This is a genomic window from Dysgonomonas sp. HGC4 (assembly GCF_001261715.1).
Classification (GTDB): domain Bacteria; phylum Bacteroidota; class Bacteroidia; order Bacteroidales; family Dysgonomonadaceae; genus Dysgonomonas_A.
Map to the genome: position 1 here is coordinate 1 of NZ_CVRU01000133.1, position 16,407 is coordinate 16,407.

At 37.5% G+C, this 16,407-nt stretch carries 14 protein-coding genes and 1 pseudogene; all 15 read right to left on the reverse strand.

The window, feature by feature from the left end; translation table 11 throughout:
• Nucleotides 1-812 (reverse strand): annotated as a pseudogene (locus HGC4_RS13250) (hypothetical protein); the annotation flags it as partial.
• 27 nt (nt 813-839) lie between these two features.
• Nucleotides 840-4,160 carry a toxin VasX gene (locus tag HGC4_RS13255; RefSeq protein WP_050710622.1) on the reverse strand — a complete coding sequence of 1,107 codons (3,321 nt, stop codon included), beginning with the start codon at nt 4,158-4,160 and terminating at the stop codon, nt 840-842.
• Complete coding sequence (locus HGC4_RS13260; protein WP_082204181.1) at nt 4,147-4,737, reverse strand: PAAR domain-containing protein; 591 nt, start codon at nt 4,735-4,737, stop codon at nt 4,147-4,149. The genes HGC4_RS13255 and HGC4_RS13260 overlap by 14 nt, the downstream gene beginning before the upstream one ends.
• Before the next feature lie 3 nt (nt 4,738-4,740).
• The gene (locus HGC4_RS13265) at nt 4,741-6,600 is read right to left on the reverse strand and encodes a type VI secretion system Vgr family protein (RefSeq protein ID WP_050710624.1); all 1,860 of its coding nucleotides are present in this window, start codon (nt 6,598-6,600) and stop codon (nt 4,741-4,743) included.
• Nucleotides 6,601-6,613: 13 nt separating this feature from the next.
• Nucleotides 6,614-7,564 (reverse strand): type VI secretion system baseplate subunit TssG, encoded by a 951-nt coding sequence (locus tag HGC4_RS13270; RefSeq protein ID WP_050710625.1) that lies wholly within the window; start codon nt 7,562-7,564, stop codon nt 6,614-6,616.
• Between the two features lie 6 nt (nt 7,565-7,570).
• Nucleotides 7,571-8,725, reverse strand: coding sequence for a hypothetical protein (locus HGC4_RS13275; protein WP_050710626.1), 1,155 nt, complete (start codon nt 8,723-8,725; stop codon nt 7,571-7,573).
• A gap of 46 nt (nt 8,726-8,771) precedes the next feature.
• A complete protein-coding gene (locus HGC4_RS13280; RefSeq protein WP_050710627.1) occupies nt 8,772-9,635 on the reverse strand; it encodes a TssN family type VI secretion system protein in 864 nt (287 codons plus the stop codon).
• Nucleotides 9,636-9,645: 10 nt separating this feature from the next.
• The gene (locus HGC4_RS13285) at nt 9,646-11,481 is read right to left on the reverse strand and encodes a type VI secretion system baseplate subunit TssF (protein WP_050710628.1); all 1,836 of its coding nucleotides are present in this window, start codon (nt 11,479-11,481) and stop codon (nt 9,646-9,648) included.
• A 4-nt stretch (nt 11,482-11,485) separates the two neighbouring features.
• Nucleotides 11,486-11,929 (reverse strand): GPW/gp25 family protein, encoded by a 444-nt coding sequence (locus HGC4_RS13290; protein ID WP_050710629.1) that lies wholly within the window; start codon nt 11,927-11,929, stop codon nt 11,486-11,488.
• Between the two features lie 26 nt (nt 11,930-11,955).
• A complete protein-coding gene (locus tag HGC4_RS13295; RefSeq protein ID WP_050710630.1) occupies nt 11,956-12,435 on the reverse strand; it encodes a hypothetical protein in 480 nt (159 codons plus the stop codon).
• The gene (gene tssD / locus HGC4_RS13300; RefSeq protein WP_050710631.1) at nt 12,432-12,878 is read right to left on the reverse strand and encodes a type VI secretion system tube protein TssD; all 447 of its coding nucleotides are present in this window, start codon (nt 12,876-12,878) and stop codon (nt 12,432-12,434) included. Before tssD (HGC4_RS13300) ends, HGC4_RS13295 begins: the two co-directional genes overlap by 4 nt.
• Complete coding sequence (gene tssD / locus HGC4_RS13305) at nt 12,878-13,297, reverse strand: type VI secretion system tube protein TssD (protein WP_050710632.1); 420 nt, start codon at nt 13,295-13,297, stop codon at nt 12,878-12,880. The genes tssD (HGC4_RS13300) and tssD (HGC4_RS13305) overlap by 1 nt, the downstream gene beginning before the upstream one ends.
• A gap of 94 nt (nt 13,298-13,391) precedes the next feature.
• Nucleotides 13,392-14,765 (reverse strand): DUF5458 family protein, encoded by a 1,374-nt coding sequence (locus HGC4_RS13310; protein ID WP_050710633.1) that lies wholly within the window; start codon nt 14,763-14,765, stop codon nt 13,392-13,394.
• A gap of 16 nt (nt 14,766-14,781) precedes the next feature.
• Nucleotides 14,782-15,243: a hypothetical protein gene (locus tag HGC4_RS13315; protein ID WP_050710634.1), complete on the reverse strand. Its 462-nt coding sequence runs from the start codon at nt 15,241-15,243 to the stop codon at nt 14,782-14,784.
• 187 nt (nt 15,244-15,430) lie between these two features.
• Nucleotides 15,431-15,826, reverse strand: a complete 396-nt coding sequence (tssD, locus tag HGC4_RS13320) for a type VI secretion system tube protein TssD (RefSeq protein ID WP_050710635.1) — start codon at nt 15,824-15,826, stop codon at nt 15,431-15,433.
• Nucleotides 15,827-16,407: the final 581 nt, after the last annotated feature.

A 16,407-nucleotide genomic window follows, 5' to 3' on the forward strand; every position in this document is an offset into this window, starting at 1 on the left:
GACCGACGACGCAGGTAGTCACTCTCACGGTAATCGTCGAGGGCACTACCGGGAGGTAACGGACGGTTTCTGTCCATATACCATACGTAATACGACATAGAGATATAGGGTAGCAGGTCGGAAACGATGGCATAGTCTTTCATACCGGGGATACGTAACGCCAGATAGGTAGAGTTGGAGTTGACCATGCTGGCCAGATGCGACTGAAACATCGATTCGTCGAACCCACAGCTGTACTTTCGCAATCCGTACATACATTGGTAACTGACCGTTTGGGCTTCCCGATCAAAAGTAAGCCGGTCGCGGCAGCGCTTGGTGGCTAAGGTAAACCAATACAGCATACCGAGGGTTAGAGGGATACCGAGGACTAATATTAGCAAACCACTATCATTGGCTGCTGTCTTTCGATATTCATTTAATGTGCTATTTCTAAAAGTTCTTACAGAAGGTTCATCTCCATACCTCTCCTGAATCTCCTTGCTATATGTCGATTTGCCTGTCTCTACAATTTCGCGAACTACATCTATACGCATATTGTAATCGTAGATTGGACTACAAACCGCAATGTATGAAAAAACTAGAAAATTCGCTAACGAAAAAATAAGCTCTATCCAATTGATAGCACTCAGGTTGAGTACTATTTTTTTGTCGTCGACCCGTTCGTAAATAGTTCTATAATTCAATCGTCGCAGGTCGGATTTTTCAATGCCTACCGGATCTGTATAGATAACTTTGGGTAGGCCGATGTATTTGTCGTCGAGCGTACCTGTTTTTTCGCGTGGCTCGCTGTGTGAAAAATCCAGTTTATACATGGTGGGTCTACTTGTTTTTGTTGTTGATTATTTTAATAATTCGCTGATGGGCTTGGGTTGCAATTCGACCGAGAAGTACGAATAGTAATAGTATTGTCGTAGCAGTTCTATTTTGTAGCCAAAATAACAATCTTCGCCATTGCGGCTGGCAGGAAAAGTAGTCTCGCTGTCGATCAAGAAAGAGCCTCCGCCATCTAACGATTTTACCCGTACCAGTAGCACCAGGCAAGCATTGCGCTGGTTGGAGTCCGTTTTACCTGCACGAACAATGTCGCTGTCGTTAACCGAAAACCGAAAGAGGGTACCACCGTCTTTTGTTTTACCTTTATCGGCACTCAGTTTTATATGGATGTAAATAGGTTCGCTACCTGCCGTACCGTTGGGGTACAGCCGGGCTTCGTACTCAAGTTTCTCGCGCGCAAACATCCCCCCGTCGTATTTTATCCAGAGCCTGAATATGTTATATTGTATCAGGGGCAAGTCGCCACCTTTTATCGGTGAGCCCGAGCCATGTACTACACATTTTATAGGGGCATATAGCGAGCGGATAACATCGTACATCTCTCTGAATTTACGAAGGTTTACATTAGTAAAACCTAAGCCCGTATATTCTTCGTCTGCATAATCACTTGGTTTTCCTATAATTTTCATTCCCATTTTATAAGAAGTATTGTAAGTAGCAGTATCTATTGTTTTGTCATTAAACAACCCGCCCTTGCTAAACACAGATGCAGCTACAAAATCTTCGAACTCGTCGTACTCGAAGAATCCTGCAGCTATACCCGTTACTATACTCACCGCCATCAGTGCACCCGCCAGATAGGGCATAGGTGCCGATACAGGGGTGGCAGCACGCGTTGCTACAGATATGCTCCACAGGCAATAGCTAGCCATCGCCATAGAGCTTCCGGCAATAGCGTACATGATAGCGGCATCGTGGTTTCCTTTGCGGGCATTGTGGAACGAATACGCCAAGTCGGCAGCAGCCTGAAATATACCTGTGACAATGCCCACACGGGTACCGAAGGTCATTGCTTCGTTTTTCCACTTCATTTTTCCTACAAATTCTTTCCATTTGCCGGGATGATTATCGAAATATACTTCGCCTACCACGGCTAAAAACTGGCTGAAAGCTGATGATATACCTAATGCATTACCAACAAACCGAAACACTTCATGGCTTTTATCGTTTTTGGCAATGTATATGCTGGATAGCACTCCGGCACAACTGAACCCAAAAACGAGATTTATCCAGATGGGGCTATTTTTTATAGCCTGTATCTCGGGGTTGGTTTCCTGTTTGTATGTCCGCATTTCGAGATTGATTTTGCTTTTATCCCATTCGTGTTTTACAAAATCGGCCCGTATATCCGTGGCTGCGTTGCGATATATCCGCCCTGCTTTATCTATGTCTTTTGCCTTACTTTTTTCAACAGACTCTAGTCCGGCTTTGGCCTTTTCATAATCTATTTTCTTTTCTGCTAGTTTATCATTTTTCTTCTTAGCTTGCCTATTGTTGGTTGTTTTGGTTCGTTGAGTATGCTCGTATTTGGTTGACTTGATTTTCTGTTGATGGTCATTTAGCCTTTCTCTATAGCTTTCATTAATCTGTATCAGCGTATCGGATAAGATTCCTTTTTGAGTCGTCTTTGTTGTATTCAAGCCTTTCATCAACTCTTTCAGGTTGTCCACCTTCGCACTTAATTGCATATAATACTCACTACTAGATACATAAGCCGTAAAATACCACAAAATTGAATCTGTAAAAGTTACTAGTCGGGCTGCTGACGACACCAGTGTTTCCATTTCGTAACTGAGAGCCGGCTGTTCGGTCTCGGTTTCGTCAGGGCTATCGTCGGGTTGTTCGCCTTCGTCGTCTTGTATGTCTCCTTTTTTATTTTTGTCGACCAGTTGGGCCAGCTTGTTGTATATATTTGCAATGGTTATCTTTTTCGACCGATGCTTTAACAGTTGCTGCTCGCTGATGGAGGTATTTAACAACAGTTTGATGATGTCGAAGTCGCTCGTTATATCAGCGTAGGTAATAGACGGAGCCTGGGTTGTTGTATATTTTTCGTTTTCTTCCTTAGTCGAATAAAAGAAGTGATTGCACGAAAATTTGATTACTGCGTTATCCTTTACAGCATTGTAGCCGGTACCTTTTCGTAACGAATCGTATACATCGAACGAGAAGAGGTGCATGTCGGTCATATACGGGTCGTCTTTTATCTTACTGTAATATTCGAGTATAAACTCCTGTCCGCGTAGAACGTTGGTCTCGTGGTTGTCGAGGTATTCGAGCAAGGTATATTTAAACCAATTACTATTCATCATCCCCAATACTTTATTCTGAAGATCCCAGATAAACTCTTTCTTTTTGCCCCTGTTTATGAGGTCGAGTAATGTATGGAATTTTTGGTCTTGCACGAGACTTATTGGAGTTTCGTCCTCCTTGCTCGATTTTGTTCGATCTGACATATCAAGCAAGACCGCATATAGGACGGATGCTGATGAGATTAAAGCCTGATATTCGTCCGGGTCTGAATATTTTCCACCAGTTTCGGGATCTATGCCTGACGATATTCTATCTATATAATCCTTAAATCCTTCGTTTTCGGACTGTACATAATTGCACATATCATCGATAAATAGGGTAGCAGAAGCTATTGTAAAAACATATTCACGAACACCCTCTTCTTGAGTGTAGGCATGTACTATGTCTAAAATAGAGCTGGCTTCAGTTTTTTTTCCCCACACGGCATAGTAATTGGAATACGCCTTGAGCGGATTTGTTACTTTGTTCGATTCTTCAACAAAAGAATTGATATCAATACATTGAAATCTTTTCTTAACCATCTCGAAGTCGTTCATTATTCGCTCCCGAAAACTTTTAGACCATCTGACTTCCGAAAATGCAACCCATACAATGTCTCCTTTATCGAAATTGATATGAGATTCTGTACCTTTAATATTCCAATCGATATCCCGTTCTGTATCTTTCGAGTTCGGGTGTATTTTAGTATACATTGCATTTTGATAAGTACCATTATCAGCTTTAAAGACATTTAGTTGATACTCTGCTCCATAATCATAATCATACTTATCCCTTACCCCTTTATTCTCATAGTATATGTATAGAAAACCTTCTTTATCAAAAGGCATGATCCCGACTAGCGAATGATCAAAAATATAGCTTCCTACTTCAACTGTATCTTTAAAAGCTTCCTTACTTTTCGTATAAGTGTATCTAAAGAAACAAAACGGAACCGATACAGTTTTTATTTCGTGACTGACAGCAATTGGTTGCGATATATCTTTTTGGGGTATTTTAAAGTCAAATGTAGCCATCTGTACCTCCTTCCCCGTCTGTTTGTCCTTTACTATTCAATTGCCACTCGACTTCTACCCGACCATCTCTAACAGTACCTTTCACTTCATCTATGGCTTCTTCTTCTCCACTTGCATATACTTTTATGGTGACCTCTTCTCCGTCTTCATATCCGACGGTATCGGCAGATAGAATCATATTTTCTTCTACTTCTCCATATCTCACTCTGGTTTCATCTTTTTTCCACTGCAAATTAAAGACCCTCGGTTCAAACTCTTCGGGGTTATCTGCTTTTGTGGCAAATCCGCCCGAAACCGTCACACCAGGTACTCCTTCTATTACATTTCCTCCATGTTCGGTCTGCGAACCAAGTACGGCTATCGGCTTTCCGTCAATCAGCACACCACATGCTCCGGATGTTATGGAGTTTGGCTTGGGGCTGCAACATATGCATTTACTACCCTCAATGGCAACAGGTAGTCCATCGATAAAGACACCATTAATACCTTCACTTACCATTCCGCCCACATGTGGTTTTGAACCATCAGACATGGGGCAAATATGTTGTTTTCCTACTACTACGACCGGTATTCCCATAGCTTACATAATTTCGATTTTATGTCCTGCTCCACTTACTTTTGTCATTTGTCCTTTTATCGAGGTATCGACTCCTGTAATTTCCATGCTCGAAGCACTATTTATTTTTGTTGCCTGCCCCTCTATCTTCATCTCGGTCTGTGCAACTAAGGATGTGCTTGCCATAGACTTAATCTGCATATCGCTTTCGGTCACTATATCCACATTTCCCTGTGCTCCGATATGTATAATATCCATAGCGTCAGCTTTTATCGCTGCCTCTGCTTGCATTTCGATATTATTAGAGGCCTCCATCTTTATATCTTTAGCTTTGAACGTGATTGTTTCGAGTGCTGTTATTTCGATATTATTTCCCTTGGTATCGAGATGTAAGAAATTACCGTTTTTATCCTTAACTGTAATTCCCAGTGATTCCTTTGCATCATCAAATTCTAGTGTATGCCCACTGCGTGTAATAATGCTCTTGATGTGGTTATCATCTTGTCCACCTATTGTATTTTTACCATGGAACATGCTTCCTTTTACAAAGGGACGGTTAGGATCTCCATATTCAAAGTCTACTATCACCTGATCGCCTTCTTCGGGTACGAACACCATTCCTCTATTTTTACCAACTTCATTGCTCGAACCTGCACTGAGTGACATCACACGCATCCATGTTTCGCTTGCACGGTTTGTTGCGAAAGGAAATTCTACACACACTCTTCCCTGTCCTTGAGGATCATTGTTTTTAACTACCTGTCCTAATAATGGACCAATAAGTGGCATTTGAAGTTGGGGTACGGGGAAAAACTTCAAAGCCGAAGGTATGCCTTCAAATTCGCAATGATATCTGCTTCCTTGATCTATAACATGACGTACTTTTATTATGCGATAGGTCCCTAGATTACTTGCTCCGGGCATATTTCCAGGCATACGTATCGTTAGTAGTCGCCCTATTCTTGGTGCACAAGTTTTGGCTTTTCCTTCTACGTAAACAGTCCGCGATGCAGTGGTTACTTTATTTCGCTTTACTAGTTCGTCCAGAGATCCTTTGTCTTCTACATTTAATAAAACAGGCACTTTTACTGGTCGTTTTTCTGTAAGTTCTTTACTTCGTAATGCTGCGGTATTCACATAATCATTGGCATCCTCTATTCTTTCCGGTGCATCTTGGGTCAACATGTCGTCATTATCGGAAAGATACTGGTAGCCTGTAAAGTTATTAGCTAATAGCCTTGCTCCTGATCTGAATTGGGTAATCTCTTTATCGTAGGTTACCTCCATCGGATCCCAATCATTATACTGACCGAAAACAAGGTCTCGACCTGTATAGAACAAGGTTTCTCCCGATATGGCAGACAATCGCTGTAAGAATAGCCAATCACTTTCATTATATTGCATTAGGAAACTTACCTTTCCTGTATACACCGGGCTATTTACACACGACAACCGTTTGTTAATTACACCATCCGTTACTTCTTTAAAAACTTCTTGCAAGGTCATTTCGCTAAAAACATCCATGCGTTTACCTCTCTCCAGAAGTACGGTTGTACCATAGCCTTGTAAAATGAGATAACCGTGCTTTCCGTCTTCGCCTTCATTGCTAACATCAGATATAACACCTTTAAATTCATAGGCATTGGCACTATCATTACCTTGTAGAAGTTCTATATCAACAATTTTTCCGATCAGGTTCATTTGCTCCAGAGAATTACTCATAAATTCTTGATCCATGCTATCATAATCCATTTTAATTTGGAATGTATGATGCTGGCCAAATGCTTGATCAAGAACTAATGAATCAAACTTCACTTTTTTACCTTCTACATAAACTAAGGCATTGGTAGCCAGTTTCTCTTCTAAATAACTTTGTGTTGCCATATGTTTTTATGTTTTATAGGGTTGTGTTAATGCCTAGATATGCTTTATGCGTTTTACCCGATAAACGGAATTTAGACTCTTCTTTAGAGATTCGGTATTTTATTTGTTTATTCCTATCAAAAGGAAGTACTATATCTATTAGTTTCTTTAAAATCAAATCATTCGACCTCCCTGATTCGAATAGTTTCATTTCGTGGGGACTTAGAGGCCCTACTGTAACAATCAAATCTTGATCATCACTTTCGACTGAGTTACCAAGTATAGAATTATTACCTAGTTTCCATTGCCCTAGCTTTACTCGATCTTGAGGTTCAAGTTTCATCCACGACTTTTTGCCTTCATTTATCGTAACCTCAAAACCCAATACAATAGACATGACTTTTTCAGACAAGTTTTTGCTTTCTGAAACTTCTGCTATAACAGGAATAATACGTATAAATAAAAGAGCCTGCGCTAAAGTCAAATGTTTGAGAATATCCCATTGGTCTTCAAAAATTTCGGAAAGATTGGAATGAAAATAAGCCTTATCAAATTTCTGTTCATACTCTTGAGCACCTACTAAAAGTTTATCAAACACCATTTCGAAAGGCTGAAAGTACCTTCGAGCAAAAAACTCTTGATCACGATAGCCGCGTATCTCATGAATTATGTCATCTTTTGTCTTTTGTTTTTTAACATGGTTAGGCTGATGAAATATTCCCTCGGGTAACGAATCATATATACTAAATCTATTAGTATAAATGTATAAGTACTCCATCATGTCATAAACGGAATAATCATTTTCGATCCTATCAATATCTTTCGAGACATGTCTTTTATCACCTCTCTGACGGATGATCATCGTTTTATCCGCGGCATTACCTGTGGCAATTAGTCCAGCGGCAATAACTTCTGCACGGAAATCTGTTCCAAGTGTATTGACAGCTCTTACTTTCTCTTTTCGAGTACTACTTTTGGTCTCCATTGCTTCTTAATCTAAAATTGTCCAGCCACTTTTTACCTTTGGAGCATCTGTTTGATTAGTACGTTCCGATATAACAATATTTTCTTTATGCTGACCGATATATTCCAATGAACTTAGTTTCAACCATAATTCACCCATAACTCGCAGAAATGACTCTATTTGTAACATAATTGTACGGATATTACCATGTTCATATATAACATTCAAACTATTTGCTAGCAATTCTTCAAATGAACCTGGGGTTACATCACTCCATTCATAAAAATACTTAAGCAACTCTTCCCGTTGTGTTCTCGAAATAAAATTCAAACTAATAAAACAGGTATGAGCCAGAGTTGAAAAGTAACCTACTATTTCTACCGGAGCCGCTGTACGCCCTGTATTTCTGTATGCAAAATAGATGGATGCAATATACCTCATCAGGTCTTCACACACATTGCCTATATGCGTAGCCAAAGGTGAGTTTCTAGTTCCTTCACGAGTCTTTGATATAATTATCTTTGAAGCCCTTTCTATATCATTCAAGTAGCTACCAAAGCGCTCATAATAATCCAATAAATCGGGATGACTACTCATGCTCACACAAGGAGGAATATATTGTGTGTCCACTTCATAACGGTTACCATTTTGTCTGATACGCCCTATTACTAAATGAAACATCCCTAATTGTTCCTTATTTACTTGCCCTTGTGGAGCAATAGTCAACCCATAATACTCAGTAGTATCGGGATGCCTTGGAGGAGTTTCTTCTCCATCGGGAATGCCAGTTGGGATTCTTTTAAAGGGATCAACCGTAAGAATTACATCCCAAAAACCATTTCCTTTTGATTGAGGCTCTTTTTCTTCAGAAAAAGTATGTGTATACAAAAGATAGTTCGATTGCCCAGGGTTATAAGATATACGACACCCTCCACCAGTAATTGCATTACAACTTCTAAGTTTTATTTCCACCTTACCTGTAAGCTGTTCGCTAATCTCAAATCTACTTGATACTTTATTCTCTCCAAAAGGTGGTAGTAAGCCGTAATTATGACCATTCATCATTACAGCTTTTGTATCGCAAAGACGGTCTATGAAATAGTTTTCCAATTGTTCTAAATGTGAACAATCTACATCCATATTTTCTTTCCAATTAACCAATCTATATATCTTATTATCCATGATCCTATATATTATTCATTTTTTCAACTCCTCTATATTTTGATCACTAGTTGTATTCTTTATATTGAACACGTTTAGCTATGATCACATTTTCTTCTTTTATTTTATTAGCCATAAAAGATAATCTTGGGTCTATATATTTCTTACGCCCCAATATGCTTGAGTTCACATAAAACATCCAGCCATATGAATCACTCTCATCATCAAAAGCAACTGCTGCATTAGGTGATTTTTTATTATAGTCACCTATAAATAATTTGAACCATATACCAAAAGGCATATTTTCCGAAGCTTTAACCTTTATGTTCAGAGGTTCTCGGTGTGTTACTTGTTTAAAAATTTCTAGTTCTACTACAATTATCTTGTTGTTATCCATATATTCGGCATCTATCTCATCCGACTCTTCTTTATATGACCAGATATCATACACTTCCAATGGTATATCCATGAAGGTTCGGTATGTTTTCCTAAAAAGAGATGGAAAAATAAAAGTTAGCAAGCAGGTTGCTGCCCATAGACCATATTGTAATTCGTTGCATAGGTTAAAGACCAATGAGAATAACCCTGCACCAACAATCATAAGTACAAACACCAATAGAAATTCCACATAGTAGGGTTTTTCTTCGATACCTTTAACAAAATATTTCATTAGCTTGAGATTCCACCAACCCAATAATAAGTATAGAACTTGTAGACCAATATAACAATAGGGCATAAACCAATAGTCTATAAAACCAAAAAAGGCAGGAGCAGCCAATAACAAACAGGTTGCAAGAAAATAAAATATAACTTTCTTATTACTCAGAAGCCTGTTCTTTTTGGCAATAAAGAACATTACCACCCCAAGTAGTAGTCCTACAAGTGGCAATAATAAATATAATAGCACAAAATTACTTAATACAAGTTCCATATAAATTATCTTAGTTTGAGAGTGTTTTATCAATAAATACCCTGTATCTGAACGTAAAAGGAGAATTCTTTTTCAATAACTCACAAAAGTAAGTTTCATCACGTTGCCCCATATAATTATTCAATCCTCTACGTGGTTTTAAATAAACATCGGTAGTCCGAATAAAGCCGATTGATGAATCTTCACTTTCAATTAGTCCTTTTCGTATCTGAACCTCACTTATTGAATCTCCGAATTCCTGCATACAATAAGCTTTAATATCATCATTAGTAACCAGTATGCGACTATTTGTTATCGTTTTACTATATATCTTATATTTTTCTGATTCACCTGGTGCACCTTTCCCTTTTTTTACGGATGACACTAATACAATAGAACTCGGATCTAATTGTAATCCAGGTTCAGCCTGCATTACCAATCCTTGGTTCATATTCTCTGGAATATTATTAACTGTCACCCAATAGTTGACGAAGTAAAGATTCTTATCATTTATTTGTGGACTCAAAAGAATATAATTTTTAATCTCATATCTATCTTTGGAGTTCAAAACGATGCTACGCAAACCTTTCAATAATAAACTTATATCTTCCTGTATTTCCTCCATATCATTCTTTTCGTCCGCTTCCCCTGACATAAAGGATGATGCCTCTTTAGTTATACGAGTAAGTATATTTAGAAGGTACTGCCTTGCTTCGCGCTTATCGTATCTCTCACAACCTCCACGGCGTAAAGCATAAATTCCATATAAATCACTGTTTTTAAATGGCACATCATAATATTCTTTACCCATCGAATCTATCAGAGAGCAAACGGATATAAATGACTCGTCATTACCAGTATCTAACGGGATTATGGGTACTACTCGATTTAACTCGATAGTCTTGGATATTAACTTCTTACAGACAACAGGAAAAGAGTTAATATTCAAACGTATCGAAGAGATCGCCTCGTCTGTAACCTCTGAAGGACAAGCAACTTCAATCCATATAAGAGGCTTTGTAAAATCTTCCAAAAACCCTTCTGGATAATATTCCTTTAATTTATCAGGAAAGAATTCTCTTTTTTCTGTGATATCGAAGCTTTCACCTATATGAAGAAAGTAAGGATCGTATTCTTTTTTTATAGAATCATTTATTTTGTAGGACAAGTCATATCCAGAAAACAATTCCAAAGTGTGGTTTGCGTATTTTTCTTTTTTACAAGGAATACCTCTGGTTATAGGTATCTCTCTATCCTGCATCTTCCATATACTATATGGTAGCAGGCTTAATTGGTTTATCTTTTGGTAGGTATTCGTAAAATCAATATAGAACGAAAGCTCTTCCAAGTTATTTATTTTCTCATCCACTTCCAGCCCCATCCAGAAAGTGTTATCTGCAAATTCGGATGTTTTCTTAGCCCTAGAAAGTAATGTTTTATGTTGTGTCTTATCAATAGAGTAGAATAGTCCTTTGTGGGCAAAATACTTGATATCACCCTTAAACAGTTGTGTATTACATACCGGAAAAAAAGTAAGATCATTATCAGCCTGCAAAGTAAAAGATGTTTGAGGTGTAACCAGACATTTACTTTCAGATGGGATGGCATGCAAAACAGCATGCGCCGGCCTAGCTATAGCTTTTACATCAGATACAAGCATATCAACTAACTTATCTAATATCCGGTCTTCCATATTATCAAACTCTCCGGATATTTTATAAACTTCCTCTGCTAGGCACTCCAGCAAAAGAAGAGCCATTGGATCTCTCAATTCATTTTGCTTGATACCCATATACTCAGAGGTAACCCTGATCATACGATCAAGTATACTCCTTTTATGTCCATATTTTGTTGATAAATCTGCCATTGTATTATTCTGTTGATAAAGGCCCTAGAAATAATGCATACTTAAATCCGCAAGGTATATTTGTTGAAGTAATGATCCCATTTATATATACCATGACCTTTTTTTTAATAGCCGTGGTCTTCATCACATGATCTTCTTTAGTTACTTCCAGAATATCTATAGAGACGGTCACATCTTTTAATCTGCTTTCATTACGTTGCACAGCACTTAAAATATGTCCTTGAAAATCATCAAGCCACTCTTTTCTAGAAACAACCATTTCAAAATCCATATCCCATATCTTGCACCCAAAATTTTTATTAAACTTATGTTCGCCCGGGCAGGTTGTTATTAATAATTCCAAGTAATCATCAATTGACTCCAATTCGGTACACATAGGCATTGTATCCGCAACACCTGTAACGATAGACTGAAAGTTAAAAGGAGCTTTATAACAGATCTTTTTCATAATTATTGATGCAATACTTTATCTAATTAGTGCTTTCTTCGAACTGAATTTATCGGACTGGAATCAAACATTCTTGGAGTCCTACTTACTCTGAAGGGTGACTTACGTTTCCTCATAGACGATTGAGCCGGATTATCTGTCATAAGTTCTCGAAGTGCTCCCAATTCTATCGAATTAGTTATTTCAATACAATACATAGTTTTTATCTGTGCCATTGTAGTTTGGCATACAGCTATTACAGCTAAGTACACAAGTTGCCTATTCCAGACATCTCTTTTGACTAGATGTAAGTCCAATAAATATAATCCAATGCCCAACTGCTTTGCGGGAGAAAACGATGTATAGCTATTCAATGCTTTAGGTAGATAATACCCTGTATTGGTAGAGTTATCATTCTCTATAGCCACTTTTTTAACGTGTCCCCATCTGGCAACACGGCCTGAATTCCATATATCGAGTTTCAGGTATAAATACAATTCGGTTATAGTATATTCTGTGATGCTCATTTCCACTTATTTTCAAATTCTTCGATTCCCACTTTTATTTTGTGAGGCGAAACAATTAAAGTTGTCAGAGTTCCCGCTCCTTTGGGGTTCAATGTCTTTTGGTAACTGATACAGTAAGCATCCTGAAATGTTATGATCAATGCTGCACCTTCCGTTATCTTACTCTCATTTGTGAGAAACCTTATTTCACCATCTCTTTTTTCATAAGGATTCATCATCCATAAGTTAATCCACTGGTCGGGAGTTTCACTAAATGTCAGTGTAAGAATACCGCCATAAGTATCACTATCGGGTTTGTTCTTCTCGTTCACATCTTGTCTAAATTCTAAATCGAATTCTTCCAGAATATACTTTTTCTTCATGAACCGAAATTCGATTACCATGGCAGGCATATTTTTCCCATAGAAGAGCTTACCTTTTCTAAAACGATCAAAGAATCCCATCAGCTCCAACGATTTATATATTCAACATCGCCTACAATCATACGCTGAGCATTAATCGAGAGCAAAAGAATTACATTCTCTTTATCCTCATTGGGTTCATAATGCATTCTGAATCCTACCAAGCGACCTTCTTCAAAGTATATCTTATCTAAAGATTCTTCATGAGCATCGTGGATGGTTATTTCTCCATTGTATTTCTTGCTACGATCGAATGCCCAAGACAGCAACTCAGCAGTAGGCAACATAGGTAATGCTACTCTTATATTACCTGCCAATACCTCTGTTCTCACTTTCCCTTCTTTTGTAATACCCTTATCAAAGGAGTATTCGCAATGCATAAGATCGTAATTCTCAAAATAAAGATTTTGAATATTATCTTCACTTGGCTTACGAAGCTTAAATATACCTTTACCATCCATAGTTCATACTTAAATAAGGAGGCAGCTAAAGCACTCTTTGATTATCTATCATTATAACGAGTGCTTTGTGCGAGCCATCATATTGAAAATATTATTACTGCTGTTCAACCTCTGTATTCCATGCATTCTCTTCTTCTCCTTTTGTTCCGTCCATTTTGATAACAAAACTTTTTGCAGGAAAATATGGAGTTATATGAAGATCCAGATAAATTCGGTCTTTTTGGTTAGGATCACGTTCGAAGCGCACGATCTTAAATTTCTCAATCAGACGGTCAGGTCCTTGTACACCATCTAGAAATTTGATAATTTGGCTTCTAAGATCTCTTTCAGTCTTTCCGCTCCAATTCTCAAATGCTCTGCGATTTAAGAAATCAAACAAAACTTTCATGATATAGTCGAATACACGAACTACCGAATAAGTTTGTAAGCCTAAATTATCTCCATTGAATAATGTTTTACCCGAGAACGCCATTACTTTGCCATACTCGTTTACCATAGGAATTAATCCCATTTTGTCCAACTGAGAAATTTCGCTCTTCTTTAGAGGAAATACTACACTATCAACTTCATTGATTCCTCCATGCTTCTTTCCGGCAGTAATCTGAGACATAAGTGTACCATATATCTTTCCGGCAAGTGCAGCAGCAGGAGACACACGTAGATCATCTTCTTCGCCCAACTCACTATATTTACCTCTACCTATCAACCAGTTACAAGCTAAACAAGTATTCGCTTTATAAGCTTCACCCGAAGCAAGTCCTGCATTGAAAAACATATCAACAACATCATCCGGTTTATCCAAATCCATGAAGTCGGTATATAGCTGAACTTTATTCTCATAAGCGATCTTCGACCATTTATCGATAACTTTAGCACTACCTAAATATCCAGGGATTACCATCAAAGAATAATTGTTACGTAGATCTAGCTTATCATAATTCTGTTTCAGTTCATTAGCAACATAATCAATAAAACGTGAGTTATCCAAGTCTGAGGTCTGCTCTGCAGAAGCATTCACGATGGTAACATTAGTCAGTTTGTCTGATTCTGTGTTTTTGTAGAACAACATCACATTGCGATAAGATTTCTCCAAATCTTTTACAGCTTCTACAGCAGCCAATTGATTTTCTGCCAATAATTGTGATACAACTGTTGATTTTTCTTGAGATTTATCAAGCATCTCACTAGTGGTTGCTGAAGATCCTAGAATATCAAGCCAAAGATTTATATTATTACGTAAATCAGCTCTTTGTGCAGCATGACCATCCTCCACTAAGAATGCTTTCTTGCGAGCTTTACGTTCGGGGCTCATTGCCGCAATACCATCTACTGCTGACTCCAAAAAATTGAATCCTCCGAATTTTGCCAATGTATTTATTGCCTGATCCAATGATTCGATCGAACCGGCCTTTTTGGTAGCTTTTACCTTTTCGGCAACATCTTGTTGCACTGCTTCTTTCTCTGCCATTATTGTTGTTTGTTTTTTACATTGATATATTTTCGACCTCGTCCATTTCTGCCAATACACCTTGTAGAGCAGCTACGAAAGCAGCTTTTGCCTCAGGATTTTCTAAAGCTCTTTGCAATACTTTATTCGAACGAAGTTGCTTTGTAAAGTTATCATAGAAGTCTTTTTCGGTATTTACACCTTTTAGAAAAGGGCTTTGAGCAGTCATGCTTTTCACGTTAAAATCTCCGACGCAAGTAAAGCCAAAAGTTTCATTTACAGACTGACCATCTGCATTCTGAAACTCCACATCAACCTCTGGTTTGTAATGTGCAAAAACTTGCTCAATAGACGTTAATCCCGTTACAGCAGACGGATTGATAGGCTCATCAGACGTCAATTTTTCGACAAGTAATGTTCTATTTTCGGGAATTGAAGAGATAGCTTCTGAGGAATCTATTTTGACCTCATTTCCTCCAATTTCATAGTTATTTATCATATATCTTTAATTTAATGATTATCTTTGATTGTTATCTCCAGTACAAGCATAAAAAAGGGAAGTTGATACTTTCGACAAGCATCAATATTCTTTGTTTGTAAGGAAATAATAAACAGAGAGCAGAACGGAGCGATATCTCAATTACTTTGCGGGAAGAGAGAAATCCACTCCGCTTCTGTTCTACTTTTTAGTTGTTTAGAGGCCAGTTTTGTTCGAACTGTGCACCACCAATTTTTAATACTTGAGCAGAAACCTCAAATGTTAGAGTCATTGGTTTTGAGCCAACTACATCGATATTTTCTTCAAAAGAAACAATATACCCGTTCTCCCATGTAAGTTCCTTCATCTTAGCCTCTTCGTCTCCTTTTTTGAATACGATGCTACCCGAGTTAGGTTTAAATTGTGCTACTAAGCCTTCTAAAATAGATGTATCTTCGGTTGATTCTACATGTACTTTAATAATACCGCCATAAATGTTAGACGCAGGACGTCCTTTTGAGTCGATATCTCTGCTCAATTTGTAACTACAATCAAGGACATCAAATTCTTTGCCCCCAAAATTTAGTGTTGCTCTAAAAGCCATAATTGTATAATTTAAAGTGTTGATATTCCCTGACACAGAGTATCAGGCTTGATTATTTTATATAGTTCTTGGGATGATTTTTTGTTAGTTTTCTTTGTTTGTAATTGTTTCGTCGTTTTTGTTTGTCGTTAAAAAATTCGAATTGATAATTATGTTTTCACTTAATTATCGGCGTGTATATTAGTGTTAGCTCTTAATCTAATGGGATATTTACCCAATTAAGCTCAATAAAGCATTATTTTTTTATTATTTTTAGTTTAGTATGGTTTTATAAAGTTGTATAAAATAAAATTTGCAACAACGTAAGGCAGACTAGTTTTATAAAGTTTTCAATACGTGTTACGTTTACGAATATAAGTATGTTAAAAACAACTGACAAGTGAACAAAAATTAATCTTGTCAATACTTCTTTAAATATCACAACAAAACATTATCTATCAAACATTTGACAACTATGTTAAATTTAATTAACGACCTGTTTTTTAACTTTAAAGTGAGAACAAATCTCATTAAAATTTGTGGCCCTACCAAAAATGTAGATTTTCTTAAGAAACAATTTCACTTATACAACTGATAATCTA

Bases quoted from the DNA above. Each gene is read 5' to 3' on its own strand.
- HGC4_RS13255 (WP_050710622.1), bottom strand. From the start codon at position 4,160: ATGGCTACATTTGACTTTAAAATACCCCAAAAAGATATATCGCAACCA.
- HGC4_RS13260 (WP_082204181.1), bottom strand. From the start codon at position 4,737: ATGGGAATACCGGTCGTAGTAGTAGGAAAACAACATATTTGCCCCATG.
- HGC4_RS13265 (WP_050710624.1), bottom strand. From the start codon at position 6,600: ATGGCAACACAAAGTTATTTAGAAGAGAAACTGGCTACCAATGCCTTA.
- HGC4_RS13270 (WP_050710625.1), bottom strand. From the start codon at position 7,564: ATGGAGACCAAAAGTAGTACTCGAAAAGAGAAAGTAAGAGCTGTCAAT.
- HGC4_RS13275 (WP_050710626.1), bottom strand. From the start codon at position 8,725: ATGGATAATAAGATATATAGATTGGTTAATTGGAAAGAAAATATGGAT.
- HGC4_RS13280 (WP_050710627.1), bottom strand. From the start codon at position 9,635: ATGGAACTTGTATTAAGTAATTTTGTGCTATTATATTTATTATTGCCA.
- HGC4_RS13285 (WP_050710628.1), bottom strand. From the start codon at position 11,481: ATGGCAGATTTATCAACAAAATATGGACATAAAAGGAGTATACTTGAT.
- HGC4_RS13290 (WP_050710629.1), bottom strand. From the start codon at position 11,929: ATGAAAAAGATCTGTTATAAAGCTCCTTTTAACTTTCAGTCTATCGTT.
- HGC4_RS13295 (WP_050710630.1), bottom strand. From the start codon at position 12,435: ATGAGCATCACAGAATATACTATAACCGAATTGTATTTATACCTGAAA.
- tssD (WP_050710631.1), bottom strand. From the start codon at position 12,878: ATGGGATTCTTTGATCGTTTTAGAAAAGGTAAGCTCTTCTATGGGAAA.
- tssD (WP_050710632.1), bottom strand. From the start codon at position 13,297: ATGGATGGTAAAGGTATATTTAAGCTTCGTAAGCCAAGTGAAGATAAT.
- HGC4_RS13310 (WP_050710633.1), bottom strand. From the start codon at position 14,765: ATGGCAGAGAAAGAAGCAGTGCAACAAGATGTTGCCGAAAAGGTAAAA.
- HGC4_RS13315 (WP_050710634.1), bottom strand. From the start codon at position 15,243: ATGATAAATAACTATGAAATTGGAGGAAATGAGGTCAAAATAGATTCC.
- tssD (WP_050710635.1), bottom strand. From the start codon at position 15,826: ATGGCTTTTAGAGCAACACTAAATTTTGGGGGCAAAGAATTTGATGTC.